13 protein-coding genes, 1 tRNA gene and 1 pseudogene are annotated in these 15277 nt (G+C 70.8%); 3 read left to right on the top strand and 12 right to left on the bottom strand.

All coding sequences use genetic code 11. The features are described 5' to 3' along the window. Positions 1-26 precede the first annotated feature (26 nt). Positions 27-1796 (top strand): ABC-F family ATP-binding cassette domain-containing protein, encoded by a 1770-nt coding sequence (locus tag L6E10_RS16845; RefSeq protein WP_236220454.1) that lies wholly within the window; start codon positions 27-29, stop codon positions 1794-1796. Here the strand turns inward: L6E10_RS16845 and L6E10_RS40350 are convergent. After that, positions 1793-3121: a DivIVA domain-containing protein gene (locus L6E10_RS40350; protein ID WP_308102803.1), complete on the bottom strand. Its 1329-nt coding sequence runs from the start codon at positions 3119-3121 to the stop codon at positions 1793-1795. The genes L6E10_RS16845 and L6E10_RS40350 overlap by 4 nt on opposite strands. A 100-nt stretch (positions 3122-3221) precedes the next feature. Between L6E10_RS40350 and L6E10_RS16820 the strand changes: the two genes are divergently transcribed. Then, on the top strand, positions 3222-4835 hold the full coding sequence (locus tag L6E10_RS16820) for a fatty acyl-AMP ligase (protein ID WP_236220453.1): 1614 nt from the start codon (positions 3222-3224) through the stop codon (positions 4833-4835). Positions 4836-4979: 144 nt separating this feature from the next. On the opposite strand, the gene L6E10_RS16815 is transcribed toward L6E10_RS16820, so the two are convergent. From L6E10_RS16815 to L6E10_RS16775, 9 genes are all read right to left on the bottom strand, one after another. Beyond that, positions 4980-5141: a hypothetical protein gene (locus tag L6E10_RS16815; RefSeq protein WP_236220452.1), complete on the bottom strand. Its 162-nt coding sequence runs from the start codon at positions 5139-5141 to the stop codon at positions 4980-4982. Positions 5142-5174: 33 nt separating this feature from the next. Further along, positions 5175-5738: an aminoacyl-tRNA hydrolase gene (gene pth, locus L6E10_RS16810; protein ID WP_236220451.1), complete on the bottom strand. Its 564-nt coding sequence runs from the start codon at positions 5736-5738 to the stop codon at positions 5175-5177. Then, positions 5728-6234: a DivIVA domain-containing protein gene (locus tag L6E10_RS16805; RefSeq protein WP_236220450.1), complete on the bottom strand. Its 507-nt coding sequence runs from the start codon at positions 6232-6234 to the stop codon at positions 5728-5730. The genes pth and L6E10_RS16805 overlap by 11 nt, the downstream gene beginning before the upstream one ends. Before the next feature lie 62 nt (positions 6235-6296). Continuing rightward, on the bottom strand, positions 6297-6896 hold the full coding sequence (locus tag L6E10_RS16800) for a 50S ribosomal protein L25/general stress protein Ctc (protein WP_236220449.1): 600 nt from the start codon (positions 6894-6896) through the stop codon (positions 6297-6299). Positions 6897-7228: 332 nt separating this feature from the next. After that, positions 7229-8200, bottom strand: a complete 972-nt coding sequence (locus tag L6E10_RS16795; protein WP_236221099.1) for a ribose-phosphate diphosphokinase — start codon at positions 8198-8200, stop codon at positions 7229-7231. Positions 8201-8214: 14 nt separating this feature from the next. After that, entirely contained in the window at positions 8215-9687 is a 1473-nt protein-coding gene (gene glmU / locus L6E10_RS16790; RefSeq protein ID WP_236220448.1) for a bifunctional UDP-N-acetylglucosamine diphosphorylase/glucosamine-1-phosphate N-acetyltransferase GlmU, read from the bottom strand. Between the two features lie 47 nt (positions 9688-9734). Then, positions 9735-11414 carry a GGDEF domain-containing protein gene (locus tag L6E10_RS16785; protein ID WP_308102802.1) on the bottom strand — a complete coding sequence of 560 codons (1680 nt, stop codon included), beginning with the start codon at positions 11412-11414 and terminating at the stop codon, positions 9735-9737. A 40-nt stretch (positions 11415-11454) separates the two neighbouring features. Continuing rightward, positions 11455-11525, bottom strand: a tRNA-Gln gene (locus tag L6E10_RS16780). A gap of 89 nt (positions 11526-11614) precedes the next feature. Then, positions 11615-12754 carry a S9 family peptidase gene (locus L6E10_RS16775; protein ID WP_236220447.1) on the bottom strand — a complete coding sequence of 380 codons (1140 nt, stop codon included), beginning with the start codon at positions 12752-12754 and terminating at the stop codon, positions 11615-11617. A 102-nt stretch (positions 12755-12856) separates the two neighbouring features. Between L6E10_RS16775 and L6E10_RS16770 the strand changes: the two genes are divergently transcribed. After that, positions 12857-13456, top strand: a complete 600-nt coding sequence (locus L6E10_RS16770) for a TetR/AcrR family transcriptional regulator (protein WP_090099980.1) — start codon at positions 12857-12859, stop codon at positions 13454-13456. 167 nt (positions 13457-13623) lie between these two features. Here L6E10_RS16770 and L6E10_RS16765 read toward each other — a convergent pair whose 3' ends face one another. Continuing rightward, the gene (locus L6E10_RS16765) at positions 13624-14733 is read right to left on the bottom strand and encodes a sorbosone dehydrogenase family protein (RefSeq protein ID WP_236221097.1); all 1110 of its coding nucleotides are present in this window, start codon (positions 14731-14733) and stop codon (positions 13624-13626) included. A gap of 54 nt (positions 14734-14787) precedes the next feature. Then, positions 14788-15267, bottom strand: a pseudogene (locus L6E10_RS16760) (DUF4291 domain-containing protein); the annotation flags it as partial. Positions 15268-15277: the final 10 nt, after the last annotated feature.

Below are 15277 nucleotides of genomic sequence, written 5' to 3'. Positions count from 1 at the left end.
AGTTTCTTACTAGTCGTGAGGTTTTGATGGCCAACCTGGTCAACCTGGAGTCCGTGTCGAAGTCGTTCGGCGTCCGGCCGCTGCTCGACCGCGTGTCGCTCGGCGTCAACGAGGGCGAGCGGATCGGCGTCGTCGGCCTGAACGGCGGCGGCAAGACGACGCTGCTCGAGGTGCTGGCCGGGGTCGAGCCCGCCGACGACGGACGGGTGTCGCGGTCGCGCGACCTGCGCATGGCGGTCGTGACGCAGCGGACCGAACTGCCGGAGGGGTCGACCGTGCGCAACGCGGTCATCGACCCGCTCGGTTTCGACGCGGAGCACGAGTGGGCGTCCGACGCCCGCGTCCGATCCATTTTGGACGGTCTCGGGATCACGGCGCTGGGCCTGGACTCCGTGGTCTCCAGGATGTCCGGTGGCGAACGGCGCCGCGTCGCGCTGGCCGCCGCGCTGATCCAGGACCTCGAACTCCTCGTGCTGGACGAGCCGACGAACCACCTCGACGTCGAAGGCGTGCGCTGGCTCGCCGAGCACCTGCTGGCCCGCAGGTGCGCGCTCGTCGTCGTCACCCACGACCGGTGGTTCCTCGACACCGTCTGCAACCGCACGTGGGAAGTGGTGCAGGGCAAGGTCGAGCAGTACGAGGGCGGCTACGCCGACTGGATCTTCGCGCGCGCCGAGCGGCAGCGGCTCGCGGACGCCGCGGAGGAGAAGCGGCAGAACCTGGCGCGCAAGGAACTCGCGTGGCTGCGCCGCGGCGCGCCCGCGCGGACCTCGAAGCCGCGCTACCGCATCGAGGCCGCCGAGGCCCTGATCGCGGACGTGCCGCCGGTGCGCGACACCGTCGAGCTGGTCGCGTTCGCCAAGAAGCGCCTGGGTCGCACGGTGATCGAGCTCGAGGACGTCACGCTGTCCATTCCGGACCGCGTGCTGGTGCGCGACCTGACGTGGCGCATCGGCCCCGGCGAGCGGATCGGTCTCGTCGGTGTCAACGGCTCCGGCAAGACGACGTTGCTGCGCCTGCTGGCCGGGGAGCGGGAAGCCGAGTCGGGCAAGCGGATCCAGGGCGCCACGGTCAAGATCGCCCACCTCTCGCAGGAGCTGCTCGACCTCGACGGCTCGATGCGCGTGCTGGAGGCGATCGAGGAGGTCGCCCGCCGCGTCGTGCTCGGCAAGTACGAGATGTCGGCGTCGCAGCTCGGCGAGCGGTTCGGGTTCTCGTCGCAGAAGCAGTGGACGCCGGTGTCGGACCTGTCCGGCGGCGAGCGGCGGCGGCTGCAGCTGTGCCGGCTGCTGATGGCCGAGCCGAACGTGCTGCTGCTCGACGAGCCGACCAACGACCTCGACATCGACACGTTGCAGCAGCTGGAAGACCTGCTCGACTCGTGGCCCGGCACGCTCGTCGTGATCTCGCACGACCGGTACCTCGTCGAGCGCGTCTGCGACAAGGTCGTGGCGCTGTTCGGCGACGGCGGCCTGACCGACCTGCCCGGCGGCATCGAGGAGTACCTGCAGCGCCGCGACTCGGTGCGCGACAGGCAGTCCGCGGCGGCCCCCGCGGCGGAGAAGGCTCCCTCGAACGCCGCCGACCAGCGTGCCGCCCGCAAGGAGCTGGCACGGCTGGAGAGGCGCCTCGAGGTGCTGCACAAGAAGGAAGCCGAGCTGCACGCCGCCCTGGCCGAGGCCGCCACGAATCCCGACCGGCTGCTCAAGCTCGACGCGGAGCTCCGCACCGTGCTGGCGGAGCAGTCCGAGGTGGAGACGGCCTGGATGGTCGCGGCGGAGGTCGTCGAGGGCTAGCGGCCGCGGCGGCGGAGCTCGTCGGCGAGCTGGGGCAGCAGCTCGTCGATGAACGACGTGTCGTAGCCCTGGCCGGAGAGCAGCGCGTAGCTGAAGCGGGCCTTCATGACCTCGTCGGCGGTCGCCCCCAGCATGCCGTCGAGCGCGACGCCGATCTCCTCCAGCATCCTGTCGACCTGCGCGGTGCGGTAACCGCGCTGGCCGGGGGCCGCCGGCGGGATCCGCAGCTGGCGCAGGTCCTTCCACGACTTGATCGTCGGCATGCTGCGCATCGGCCCGGAGAGCTGCTCCTCGATCTGGCCGAGGAACGCGTCCACCTCGGTCTCGTCGTACCCGCGCCGCCCGATGAGCGGACGGGAGAACCGGACGTCGCGGACGTCCTTGCCGGTCAGGTTGTCCTGGCCGAGCAGCGTCGCCTCGATGCGGTCGAGGAAAGCGTCCACCTGGGACTCCTGGTAGCCACGGCGGCCGCGCGGGGGGCGGTGGAACGCGACGTTGCGGATGTCCGCCGCGGTGAGCCGCGGTGCGTCGATGGCCTTCTGCAGTGCGGGCTGCTGGGCGGGCGGGCGCGGGGCGGAGGGCTGCTGAGGGCGTTGCGGGGAGCGCGGCGGCTGCGCCGGGCGCGGTTCGGGCTGGGGGCGGCGCTGCTGCGGCCGTTGCTGCTGCTGCGGGAGCTGCGTCGTCGGCGGCGCCTGGGGCGGCGGGGCCGTCTCGAACATCAGGACCACGAGGTCGAGGAACGTGTCGACGTCTTCGGAGTCGTAGCCGAACGTGCCGGGCGCGGTCTCGCCGAACACGGCGTCCTGCACCTGTTGCGCGGTCAGGTTGTCCCTGCCCCGCAGGGTGTTCTCGATGCGGTCGAGGAACGCGTCGATCTGCCCCTCGTGGTAGCCGCGGGTGCCCGGTCTGGGCTTGTGGAAGCGCACGGCGGCGACGTCGTCCGGCGACAACCGGACGGCGGGTCTCATCGCCTGCGACGTGGCGTGCGCGCCCTGGGCCGGTGCGGAGGCCTGCACGCGTTGCGGCGTGGACCGCAGCGTGTCCGCCACGAGCTCCATGAAGACGTTGACCTCGTTCACGTCGTAGCCCGGATCACGGGTCGCCGTGCTGAACCGGACGTTGAGCACGTCCTCGCGCGTGAGGATGTCCTTGCTCTTCATGGTGTTCTCGACCCGGTCGAGAAACGAGTCCACCTCGGCCGCGTCGTACCCGCGCTGACCTCGCGGGGGACGGTGGAACGCGACCAGGGCCACGTCCTGCGCCGAGAGCAGAGGAGCCGGATGCGCGGGCAGACGATGCTGCGCTCCGGGACCGCCCCGATCCACCAATGACCTCCTCCTGCGTACCTGTACTGGGGAGTATCGCGTTTCGCCTGGCATAACGTTTCGCCCTGATGGACCAAAGGCCGCCACTACGATCGCGAACATGAGTCAGTTCGTGGATGTGATGCTGGCGACGGCCACCAACGGCCGGGACCGGGGCATGACGACGGGGGAACCCGCCGCGCCCGTTCGCCGGACCTGGGCCGAGGTGCACGAACGCGCCCGGCGGATGGCCGGCGCGCTCGACGTGGCACCGGGCACCGCGGTCGCCGTGCTCGCCGCCGAACCAGCCGTGATCGCCCCAGCCGTGCAGGCCGCATGGCTGTGCGGTGGCAGCGTCACGATGTTGCACCAACCCACACCACGCACCGACCTGGCCGAGTGGGCCGAGGACACGCTGCGGGTGCTCGGCATGATCGACTCGCGTCTGGTCCTGCTCGGCAGCCCGTTCGACGCCCTGGCTTCCGTCCTGGACCAGCACGGAGTGCCCTACCGGCTGCTCTCCGAGCTCGACGCGGAGCCGATCGCCGCTCCTGTTCCCACCCCCGAGGATGCCACGGCACTGCTGCAGTTGACGAGTGGATCCACAGCGGATCCGAAAGCCGTCCGCATCACCCACCGCAACCTCATGGCGAACGCCGAGGGCATGCGCATCGCGGCTGCTCTCGACCCCGAGTCGGACGTCATGGTGTCGTGGCTGCCCCTGTTCCACGACATGGGGATGGTCGGCTTCCTGACCGTGCCGATGCTGTTCGGCCTGGAACTGGTGAAGGTCACCCCGGTCGACTTCCTGTCCCGCCCGACGCTGTGGGCGGACCTCATCACGCGCTACCGCGGCACGATCACCGCCGCCCCGAACTTCGCCTACGCCATCGTCGCCCGCCGCCTGGCCTCGTCGTCCGACTCGTTCGACCTGTCCTCGATGCGCCTGGCCCTGAACGGCGCGGAGCCGATCGACCCGGCCGCCGTCGAGGCCTTCGTGACCGCCGGTGCGAGGTTCGGGCTGAGGCCGGAGTCGATCCTCGCGGCCTACGGCATGGCGGAGACCACCCTGGGCGTGGCCTTCGCACCCCTGTTCACCGGCCTGTCCGTGGACGTCGTCGACGCGGACGCCCTGGAGGCCTCGCACCGCGCGGTCCCCACCGAGGGTGGTCGCGCGTTCCCGTTGCTCGGCCCGCCGCTGCCCGGCCTGGAACTGCGGGTCGTGTCGGACACCGGAGCCGTCCTGGGCGTGCGGGACGTCGGCGAGCTGCAGATCCGCGGCGAGGCGGTGACCCCCGGCTACCTGACCGTGGACGGCCCACTGGCCACTCAGGACGCCGAGGGCTGGCTGTCCACCGGGGACCTCGGGTACCTGGTGGAGGACGGCCAGGTCGTCGTCTGCGGACGCCGCAAGGACGTCATCATCATGGGTGGCCGGAACATCTACCCGACCGACGTGGAGCGTGCGGCCTGCTCGGTGGAGGGCGTGCGGGCGGGCAACGCCGTCGCGGTGCGGCTGGACGCCGGGACCAAGCGCGAGCGGTTCGCCGTGGTGCTGGAGTCGAAGCTGGCCGGGGACGCCGAGGCCGAGAAGGACCTCGTGAAGCAGGTGACCGCGCGGGTGGTGGACGCCGTGGGGCTGCGGCCGTTCGCGGTGGTGGTGCAGGCTCCGGGGACGCTGCCGAAGACGCCGTCCGGGAAGCTGCGGCGGTCTGCGGCGGCGGGGCTGGTCTAGCGCCGGTGGAGGGCGTTCGCGCGGCTCTCGCGTTCTCGCGAGGAGCCGCGCGGGCGACGGTGCCTGCGCGGCACGGCCCGGAAGTGGGCGTTGCCCGCCGGGATGGGCGCAGCAACCGCGGTCGTCGACGGGACCGTCGTCCGGTCAGAAGCGGCGAGCAGGGCAGTCCTCGTACCGCGTCCACGCTTCGAGAGTGAGCGCGGTGCTGCCCGGCCAGAGGTGGTTGCGAGTGCGTTGGAGGCGGTCCAGGTCGGCGATGAACCGGCCGGAGAACCCCTCCAGCACGTCGAGGTGCCTGCGCGGCACGGCTTCAGACGGGGCATACCGCCCGTCGCACCGCTAGTGGAAGGCGTTCTGCGCGGCTTCCAGGCCCTTGGTCACGAGGGCCTCGGCCGCGTCCGCCGCCCGGTCGATCTCCAGCGCGAGCTGCTTGCGCTCCACGGTGGAGAAGTCCTTGAGGACGTAGTCGGCGGGGTCCTGGCGGCCCGAGGGGCGGTCCACGCCGAAGCGCAGGCGGTGGTAGTCCTTGGTGCCCAGGGACTTCGTGATCGAGCGGAGTCCGTTGTGGCCGTTGTCGCCGCCGCCGAGCTTCATGCGCAGCGCGGCGAACGGGAGGTCCAGCTCGTCGTGGACCACGAGGATCGTGGTGGGCTTGAAGAACTTCACGGCGCTCGCGACGGGGCCGCCGGAGAGGTTCATGAAGCTGCGGGGCTTGGCCAGCACGACGCGGTGGCCGGACAGGCGGCCCTCGACGACCTCGGCGCCGGACTTGTGCGCCTTGAACTTGCCGTTCATGCGGGCGGCCAGTTCGTCGACGACCAGGAAGCCGATGTTGTGGCGGTTGCCCTCGTACCTGGGGCCCGGGTTGCCCAGTCCGACGATGAGGGCGAGGTCAGCGTCCACGGAACCGCAACTCCTGCTCGAGATCGTCCAGCAACGTGTCCACGGCCTGCACCTGGTACCCCTTGCCCAGCAGGCCGGACGTGGTGCTGAACCGGGTGTTGCGGACCTCGGTGGAGGTCATGGAGCCCCGGCCGTCCAGGTTGGCCGCGGCGCGGGTGATGAAGGCGTCGACTTCGGCGCGATCGTAGCCGGTGCCGGTCTTCGGCAGCTTGCGCGCTCTCAGGTCCTCGCCGGTGTTCAGGCCCGTCGGCGGCACGATGCCGTTGCGGACCTGGAACTCCAGCAGGTGCAGGACGCCGTCGACGCTCAGCGGGTCGTAGCCGTTCGGGACCGCCGCGAACCGGACGGTGCGGATGTGGTCCGGGTTCAGGCGCAGACGGCCGGCCAGCGCGTCGGCGATGATCTGCAGGAACTCGTTGACCTGCCCGGGGTCGTAGCCCTGCCGCTTGCGCCGGAAGGTCTTCGACCGGACGTCTGCCGGGCGCAGGTACGGCAACGGCGCGCCGCCCCCCTCGTGAGGAGGCGGCGCGCCGTCGTTTCGGCCCGACGTGATGGGGCTCAGCTTTCCTCGGTGGCCTCGGCCGGAGCGGCCTCGTCACCCTCGAGCTGCGCCGCGGACGGCGCCTCGTTCACGGCGACGACCAGGGCCTCGGCGTCGGTGATGAGAACAGCACCGGCGGGCAGGGTCAGGTCGCTGGCGTGGATCTGCGTGCCCGCGCCGACACCGTCGATCGACAGCTCGATCTGCTCCGGGATGTTCATCGCGTCGGACTCGATCTGGATCGTGCTCAGGTCCTGCGTCAGCAGCGTGCCCGAAGCGGGCTCGCCCGAGATGACCAGGGGCACCTCGACGGTGACCTTCTCGCCGCGCTGGACGAGCAGCAGGTCGACGTGCTCGATGTAGTTCTTGATGGGGTGCGTGGTGACGGTCTTGGTGAGCGCCAGCTCGCTGCCGCCGTCCAGGGACAGCGTGAGGACGGCGTTCTGGCCGTGCTCACGGACGACACGGGCGAACTCGAGCGCCGGCAGGGCCAGGTGCTTCGGGTCGGAACCGTGGCCGTAGAGCACCGCGGGGATCTTGCCGGCGCGACGGGTACGGCGGGCGGCGCCCTTGCCGAATTCGGTGCGCTGCTCAGCGGCGAGACGAACCTCGGACACGGTGGGGTACTCCTTACAAGTCTGACCTTGTACGTCGGGGCGGTGCACAAGTTCTCAGCGGTTGAGGCTTGGTGGTGGCCTGCGGCGGCGAGCAGCGCGGAAACAGGGGTCAACACGCGCGGCATCAAGCCACCGCGTCGATCACGCCGAGCTGGGGAGCTCGCCCTCGCCGAGGCAACCCGACCAGTGTAGGTGAGCGTGCAACGGGGAGGCCAATCGGGGGGTGCCCGGACGGGCTCGCGGGTGGGTCGACCGGTTCGCCACCCGGAAACCGGAAGGGCCTCCCGCGTCCGGGAACGGACTGCGGAAGGCCCCCGTGGGCACCGGTCGGGTCAGGCGTTGCCGTCGAACAGCGACGTCACGGACCCGTCCTCGAACACCTCCTGGATCACGCGCGCGAGCAGCGGCGCGATCGACAGCACGGTCATGTTCGGGAACCGCTTCTCCGCCGGGATCGGCAGCGTGTCGGTGAACACGACCTCGCGGGCGCCCGAGTCCTGCAGGCGCTGCGTGGCCGGGCCCGACAGGATGCCGTGCGTGGCCGCGATGACCACGTCGGAGGCGCCCTCGCTCAGCAGCTGCTTCACGGCGCCCGCGATGGTGCCACCGGTGTCGACCATGTCGTCGATCACGATGCACAGGCGGCCCTCGACCTTGCCGACGACGCGGTTCGAGACCACCTCGTTCGGGCGCAGCGGGTCACGGGTCTTGTGGATGAACGCGATCGGCGCGCCGCCGAGGGTGTCGGCCCACTTCTCGGCCAGCTTGGTGCGGCCCGAGTCGGGGGAGACGACGGTGATCTCGTGGCCCGCGTACTTGCCGCGGATGTGGTCCGCGAGCAGCGGCATGGCCCACAGGTGGTCGACCGGGCCGTCGAAGAAGCCCTGGATCTGGGCGGTGTGCAGGTCGACCGAGACGAGGCGGTCGGCGCCCGCGGTCTTGAACAGGTCGGCGACCAGGCGGGCGGAGATGGGCTCGCGGCCGCGGTGCTTCTTGTCCTGGCGGCTGTACGGGTAGAACGGCATGATCACCGTGATGCGCTTGGCCGAGGCGCGCTTGAGGGCGTCGACCATGATCAGCTGTTCCATCAACCACTGGTTGATGGGCGCGGTGTGCGACTGGATGACGAAGGCGTCGCAGCCGCGCACGGACTCCTCGAAGCGGACGAAGATCTCGCCGTTCGCGAAGTCGTAGGCCGACTGCGGGGTCACCGTGACGTTGAGGTGCTTCGCGACCTCTTCCGTCAGCTCCGGGTAGGCACGCCCGCCGAAGAGCATCAGGTTCTTCTTCGGTGTGCCGGGCATCTGCGGGTTCACGGTCAGCGACCCTCCTCTGTCTTCTCGTCGGCATTCTGCTTCGCCAGGGCCTGCTCCGCCGCCCGGGCGGCGGCGGTGCCCCCACGACGGCTGAGCACCCAGCCTTCGAGGTTGCGCTGGGGACCTCCGGACACGGCGAGCGCGCCCGGCGGGACGTCGCGGCGCAGGACGGTGCCCGCGCCGGTGTAAGCGCCGTCGCCCACGGTCACCGGCGCCACGAACATGTTGTCCGAGCCGGTGCGGCAGTGGGATCCGACGATCGTGCGGTGCTTGTTCACCCCGTCGTAGTTGACGGTTACCGATGCTGCACCGATGTTGCTGTGATCGCCGATCGTGGCGTCGCCGATGTAGGACAGGTGGGGGACCTTCGAGCCGTCGCCGATCTGCGAGTTCTTCGTCTCGACGAACGTGCCGATCTTGCCCTTCACGCCCAGGGAGGTGCCGGGGCGGAGGTAGGCGAACGGGCCGACCGAGGCGCCGTCGCCGATCACCGAGTCGCTGCCGTGGGTCCGCACGACCGAGGCGCCCTCGCCGACCCGCACGCCGGACAGCGTGGTGTCGGGACCGACGGTCGCCCGTGCCCCGATCACGGTGCCGGCGCGGAGCTGCACGTTCGGCTCGACCAGCGCGTCCTGGCCGATGGTCACGTCCGCGTCGATCCACGCCGAGGACGGGTCGACGAACGTGACGCCGGAGCGCAGGTGGCCCTCGACGATGCGGCGGTTCATCTCGGCGCCGACGGCCGCGAGCTGGACGCGGTCGTTGATGCCCTCGACCAGCCAGGGGTCGGACGCGATCAGCGCGCCGACCCGCAGGCCGTCGCCGCGGGCGATGCCCAGGACGTCGGTCAGGTAGAGCTCGCCCTGCGCGTTGTCGGTGGACAACCGCGAGAGCCCGTCGCGCAGCACCGCCGCGTCGAACGCGTAGACGCCGGAGTTGATCTCGGTGATGAGCTGTTCGGCCGCCGAGGCGTCCTTCTGCTCCACGATCCGCTGCACGCTGCCGTCGGAGTCGCGCACGATCCGGCCGTACCCGGTGGGGTCGTCCACCACGGCCGTCAGCACGGTGACCGCGTTGCCGGCGGTCCGGTGCTCGGACAGCAGCGCGGAGAACGTCTTCGTGTCGAGCAGCGGCACGTCGCCGTAGCTCACGATCACCGTGCCGCCGAGGTCGTGCGGCAGCTCGGCGAGGCCGCAGCCGACGGCGTGCCCGGTGCCCTTCTGCTCGGCCTGCACCGCGACGGTGACCTTGCGGCCGAGCGCGCCGGCGAGGGTTTCGAGATGCTCGGTGACTGCTTCGCGGCCGTGGCCGACGACGACGGCCAGGTGGTCGGGGTCTGTGCCCGCCGCCGCGCGCACCGCGTGTTCGACGAGTGAGCGTCCGGCGATCCGGTGCAGCACCTTGGGCGTGGACGACCGCATGCGGGTGCCTTCCCCGGCGGCGAGCACGACCGTGCTGACAGGGCCCTCGAGCATCAATGCTCTCCCTAACAGGCTGGGTGGTTCGAAGTCCGCGGACCAGCCTAAGCCTCCGCGGAGGGCTCCCCCGCCACCGCCGCTACCTGGCAGCCACCCTGGCGCTTCGCCACGTACATCGCGGAGTCGGCCCTCGACAGGGCCTGGTTCGCCGATTCGCGCGGGCGCAGGGAGATGACGCCGACCGACAGCGTGACCCCCCGGGAGAGGTCGATTGGCAAGCCCGCCACCGCATCCACGGCTCGCCCGAGCGCTGCTTCCGCGGCGTGCAGGGGTGCTCCCGGCAGCAGGACGACGAACTCGTCACCGCCGTAGCGGGCCACCATGTCGTCACCCCGCAGGGCCTGCCGGAGTGTGCTGGCAATCACCCGGAGGACGTCATCACCCTCGGCGTGCGAATGCCGGTCGTTCACGCCCTTGAACCCGTCGAGGTCGACCAGGGCGATGGAGAACGGGTCGACCTGACCGGCGATGAGCTCGGCCATCTTGTCGTCGAGCGCGCGGCGGTTCGGCAGCCCGGTCAACGGGTCCTGCAACGCCTGCTGGGCGATCGCGCCGTGTGCGCGCGTCAGCCGTTCGTGCTCGCGGCGCGTCTGCAACGTGGCCACGCGGGACTCCCGCATCTGCCACAGCTCCAGCTCCAGGGCCGCGTTGTAGGCCTGCAACGCCGACGTCGTGTGCGGACCGCACAGGTGCGCGTACTCGCGCTCCAGCGACAGCGCCAGCGACGGTTCCGACGTGTCGTGCTCCATCTGCGTGCGCGTGTCGTCGAGGACCTTGAGCGCGTCGTCCAGCCGGTTCGCCTTCACCAGGCACCGGGCCAGCGCGATCGCGACGATGATCAGCTCCCGCGCGTACATCGACAGGCCGCGCAACGACCACAGCCGGTCGAGGTGGTCCTCGCTCGGGTTCGTCAGCGCGTGGGCGGCACCGAGGATCGGCACCTGCTCGGCGGCGTCGAGGTCGCGCCTGCCGGGGTGCAGCGACTGCCGGAACGGCACCTCGGCCGCCTCGGCGAGGCCGGAGGCGACCCGGAACTGCTCGTGCGCGGCGTCGTGCAGGTTCACCCGTTCGAGCCGCAGGCCCCACCCGATCCGCAGCCGGGCCCGGTTCACCAGGTGCACGTAGATCTGGTGCGGCTGGCCGCTCTCGCGCAACGCGTTGTTCGCGCCCGCCAGCACGTCGTCCGCCATCTCGTAGACGCCGAGCTGGGTCAGCACCAGGGCGATGTCCTGCAGCGTCGTGGCGAGCAGCTGGTCCCAGATCCGCTTGTCGAAGACCGGGTCGACGTCGGGTTCCTCGTCGAGCATCATCGCGAGCGCCGACGCGATCTCGGTCAGCGCCTTGTCCTCGGCGTTGCCGAGCAGGAACCGGCGCCCGCGCAGGGCCCGCGCGTCCGCCTCCAGCACGATCAGGCCGTGGCGGCGGCAGTGGCTCAGCATCTCGTCGAGCTGGGGGTCGGACATGTCGACGAGCCCCGGCGTGACCAGGCGGACCACGGCCGCGGCTCTGAGCAGCTGCGCGACGATGCGGGGCTCACCACGACCCTGCGCCTCGGCCAGGATGCGGTCGACCTCCGAAGCCGCGTCGAGCTGCGCGGCGAGGTGGCTGCTCTGGGCGACGGCGACGAGTTCGCTCGCGCGACCCACCAGCCACGCGTCGGACATCTCGTGATGGCGGTGGCCCACGTTGCCCTGCTCGTCGACCGTTTCCTCGGGCAGCTTCACACCTCCCAGAGACCGCGACCCCGTGCCCTCAAGGCCCCTGCTCCGCCACCAGGATTCGAACCTGGACCATCGGAACCAAAATCCGAGGTGCTGCCTTTACACCATGGCGGAACGGGCGAGCCGGCGCCCGCCCACGCGCACATGTTGTCACGAGTGGTCCTCTTCTTGTCCAACCACCACTCATCCGGCTCAGTTCAAGATCACGGCCGGGCGCCGACTGACCTGGTCAGGAAGTCGCCGAGCGCGCCGCGGTACGTGTCGGTCGCCACATTCCAGGCCGAGGTGTGGTCCGCGCCGGGGATCTCGACGTACTGCAGCGGCCACCCGAGCCTGTCCGCGGCGCTCGCGAGGTCGCGCGAGGACCGGGCGGGCACCGTGCCGTCCGCCGAGCCGTGCAGGACCAGCGTCGGGGGCTTGAGCGCCGGCGGGTTCGCGACGAGGTCGAACCGGTCGAAGTCGATGCCGGCGCGCCACCCGGAGACGAGCTCGGCCACGGGCGTGAGCCACGTCGGCACGCCGCGGTTCTGCGCCTGCAGGTCCAGCGTCTGCGTCCAGTTCGTGACGGGGGAGTCGAGCACGACGCCGGACACGACGGACGCGGAGCTGGACCTCGCGAGCGTCTGGCCGATGATCGCGCCGCCCATCGACCAGCCGTAGAGCACCACCCTCTTCGCGCCCCGGGCCTGCGCGTAGTGGATGGCGGCCTCGACGTCGTGCCACTCCGTGTCGCCGAGGTGGTAGAGGCCGTCGGGGGACTTCGGCGCGCCGGGGTCGTTGCGGTAGCTGATCAGCAGGACGGTCAGCCCGGCGCCGTGGAGCTGGGGGACCACGCGCAGCGCCTCCTCCCGCGACGCGCCCCGCCCGTGGACGGTGATGACCCACGTGTCCCGGTTCGACGCCGGGACGAGCCACGCGGGCATCTCGCCGAGCTCCGACGGCACGGCGACGTCGCTGTGGACCAGGCCGAGCGCGGTCTTCGGGTTGCCTTGGTAGACGTTGGTCTCGATGCGCACCTTCGTGCCCTCGGGCGGTGCGGTGCCATCGATCAGAGGGCGTTCCACGCGGCCGTTCTTGGTCGAGGCGACGTCGCCGACCTTCGCGCTGCCGCCGGGCCAGACGACCCCGAACGTGCCGCGGAGCGTCGTCAGCCGCGACTCCGCGAGGACGACGTTCCCGCCGTCCACCCCGAGCGCCGTCTCGGGGTGGCGCCGCGGCACCTCCTCCGGTTCGAGCAGCTCACCGCTGTAGTACCAGCCGATGCCGCCCAGGGCCGCCGTGACCAGCACGAGCAGGACGAGCAACGAGGTCGCGGCGATCCGGGTGATCTTGGCTCTGGCCATCCACCGATGATGCCCGGTCGAGGTCTCGATCCCAGGCGACACAGCGAGGCGGTCACCGGAAGTGGGCCCGCTGCGTAGGCTGGCGCGGTGGCCAGGGTCAGGATGACGGGCAAGGAACGCCGAGAGCAGCTCCTGGACGTCTCCCGGGCCCTGTTCGCCGAGAAGGGCTTCGAAGCGACGTCGATCGAGGAGATCGCCCACCGCGCGAGCGTGTCCAAGCCGGTCGTCTACGAGCACTTCGGCGGCAAGGAAGGCATCTACGCCGTCGTCGTGGACCGCGAGATGCGCCGCCTGATGGACATGATCGTCGACGCGCTGGACGGCGGATCGCACCCCCGTGAGCTGCTGGAACGAGCCGCCTGCGCGTTGCTGGACTACATCGAGGGCTCGACGGACGGGTTCCGGATCCTGGTGCGGGACTCGCCCGTCGCCTCGGCGTCGGGCACGTTCTCGTCGCTGCTGAACGACATCGCGTCGCAGGTCGAGCACATCCTCGGGCTGCACTTCGCCGAGCGGGGCTACGACCGCAGACTGGCCGCGCTGTACGCGCAGGCCCTGGTCGGGATGGTCGCGCTGACCGGGCAGTGGTGGCTCGAGGCGCGCAAGCCGAAGAAGGACGAGGTCGCCGCGCACCTCGTGAACCTGGCGTGGAACGGCCTCTCGGCGATGGACCACAAGCCGAAGCTGCGCATCCGTTCGTGAGCGGCTTGTCGTCGTAGTGCGTCTGCACGCAATGCGCGCCCCGCGTTAGTGCACAAGGCCGAAGTAGCACCACGTGTGAAACGGCTTGGGCACGTCCGAGCGATGAGTCCCAGTAGAACCTCTGGTCCGAGCCGTTCGTCGAGGGGTCGAACGGCTCGGGCCGGTTCTCACACCGTCCCGGTCAGCCTCAGCAGCTTGTCGTTGCTGCCGTTCGACGTCGTCAGGTAGAGCGACCCGTCCGGCGCCGTGCGGGCGGCACGGAGACGTCCGTACTTGTCGTTCAGCTCCTCCGGGATGCTCACGTTCTGCACCTTGCCGTCCTGGTCCAGCGTGAAGAGCAGCAGCTTGGAGCCCTTGAGAGCGGTGATCGCGAGCTTGCCGTTCCAGAACGCCGCCTGGCAGATCGCCTCGGTCGGCGAGCCGGACGACCACACCGCGGGCACGGCGTCCGGGAAGCGCTGGAGGTCCGTCATCGGCACGCTCTCGTCGTAGCCGCCGCGGGTGCCTCCCTCGGACGGGTCCCAGCCGTAGTTGGCGCCGGCCTTCAGCAGGTTGACCTCGTCGTCGACGCTCGGCCCGTGCTCGCTGGAGAACGCCTGGCCGCCGTCCGGGCGGAACACGACGCCCTGCACGTTGCGGTGGCCGTAGGTGAAGACCCGCCGCTCGTTGGCGTCGGCCGAGCCGATGAACGGGTTGCCCGCCGCGCCCTCGCCGGTCTCGGGGTCGATCCGCAGCACCTTGCCGCCGAGGCTGGTGCGGTCCTGCGGGTTGCGCGCCTGCGCGATGTCGCCGGTCGCGACGTACATCGCGCCGTCCGGCCCCAGCGTCGGCCGGCAGCCGGAGTGCCGGCCGCTCGAGTTCGACGGCATGCCGGTGAGCAGGTCCTTGGTCTTGACGGCCTTGGTGCCGTCGAGGCGGAACGTCACCAGCCGCACGTCCTTCGACGTGTTGTGGCACACGGTGAACCGCCGGCCGTCGGGGTGCACGACGAGCCCCATCAGGCCGCCCTCGCCGCGCGCCTGGAGGTCGTCGAGGGCGATGTCGACCGGAGCGACCTGGCCGTTGGTGACCAGCTTGATCCCGCCGGGCCGTTCGGTGACGAGCAGCGAGCCGCCGGGCAGGAACCCGATGTCCCACCCGTGCTGCAAACCGCCCGCGACCTCCTCGACCACCAGCCCCTCGGGCGCGGGGGCCTTCGACGGCGCGTTGCCGCCCGGCTCCGGCGCCGAACAGGCAGCGACGACCAGCACCAACCCTGCAGCAACGAGTGCGCGCATGTCCCAACTATGCGTTTTGTGCCGTGGTGGTTCCGTAAGGCCGTCCACGGGCAGCAACGCGCGCGCTCCGTCCAGATCACGCTGACGCACCTTCTCGTGCACCGCGTGGGCCAGCGCCGTCACATCCGTGATGCCGATCGTCCACTCGTGGACGTACTTCTGCACGGCCTCGCGCGTCAGGCCGATCTGGATGGACCGGTGCGGCAACGCCTCGTGGTCCAGGCCGCGCTCCGGGTCCCACTGCACGCGCACCGACGGCTTGCCGCCGATGGTGCTCTCGACGGCGTGGGCCACCGCCCAGTCGAAGCCCTCGCGGGTGATCCGCACGGCCAGGACGCGTTCCTGGCCCTCCTTCCGGGCGTAACCGCAGCGGTACATCATCCAGAGGAACGACGGCTTGATCCACGTCATCCGCTCCATCTTGAACGGCGGCACGAACCGCTGGGCGGCGACGGCGGGACCGGCGATGGACGGTGAGTAGGCCTGGTAGACCACGATGGACTGGTCGTCGTAGTCAGCCCTGATCTCTCTCATAGACACGCAC

It is taken from the genome of Lentzea sp. CC55 (assembly GCF_021056325.1).
Classification (GTDB): Bacteria; Actinomycetota; Actinomycetes; order Mycobacteriales; family Pseudonocardiaceae; genus Lentzea; species Lentzea jiangxiensis.
This window is presented reverse-complemented; position numbering and strand designations above follow the sequence as displayed.

Coding starts and splice junctions, on each gene's coding strand:
- L6E10_RS16770 (WP_090099980.1), top strand. CDS start 12,857: ATGACGGGCAAGGAACGCCGAGAGCAGCTCCTGGACGTCTCCCGGGCC.
- L6E10_RS16820 (WP_236220453.1), top strand. CDS start 3,222: ATGAGTCAGTTCGTGGATGTGATGCTGGCGACGGCCACCAACGGCCGG.
- L6E10_RS16775 (WP_236220447.1), bottom strand. CDS start 12,754: ATGGCCAGAGCCAAGATCACCCGGATCGCCGCGACCTCGTTGCTCGTC.
- L6E10_RS16795 (WP_236221099.1), bottom strand. CDS start 8,200: ATGCCCGGCACACCGAAGAAGAACCTGATGCTCTTCGGCGGGCGTGCC.
- L6E10_RS16845 (WP_236220454.1), top strand. CDS start 27: ATGGCCAACCTGGTCAACCTGGAGTCCGTGTCGAAGTCGTTCGGCGTC.
- glmU (WP_236220448.1), bottom strand. CDS start 9,687: ATGCTCGAGGGCCCTGTCAGCACGGTCGTGCTCGCCGCCGGGGAAGGC.
- L6E10_RS16765 (WP_236221097.1), bottom strand. CDS start 14,733: ATGCGCGCACTCGTTGCTGCAGGGTTGGTGCTGGTCGTCGCTGCCTGT.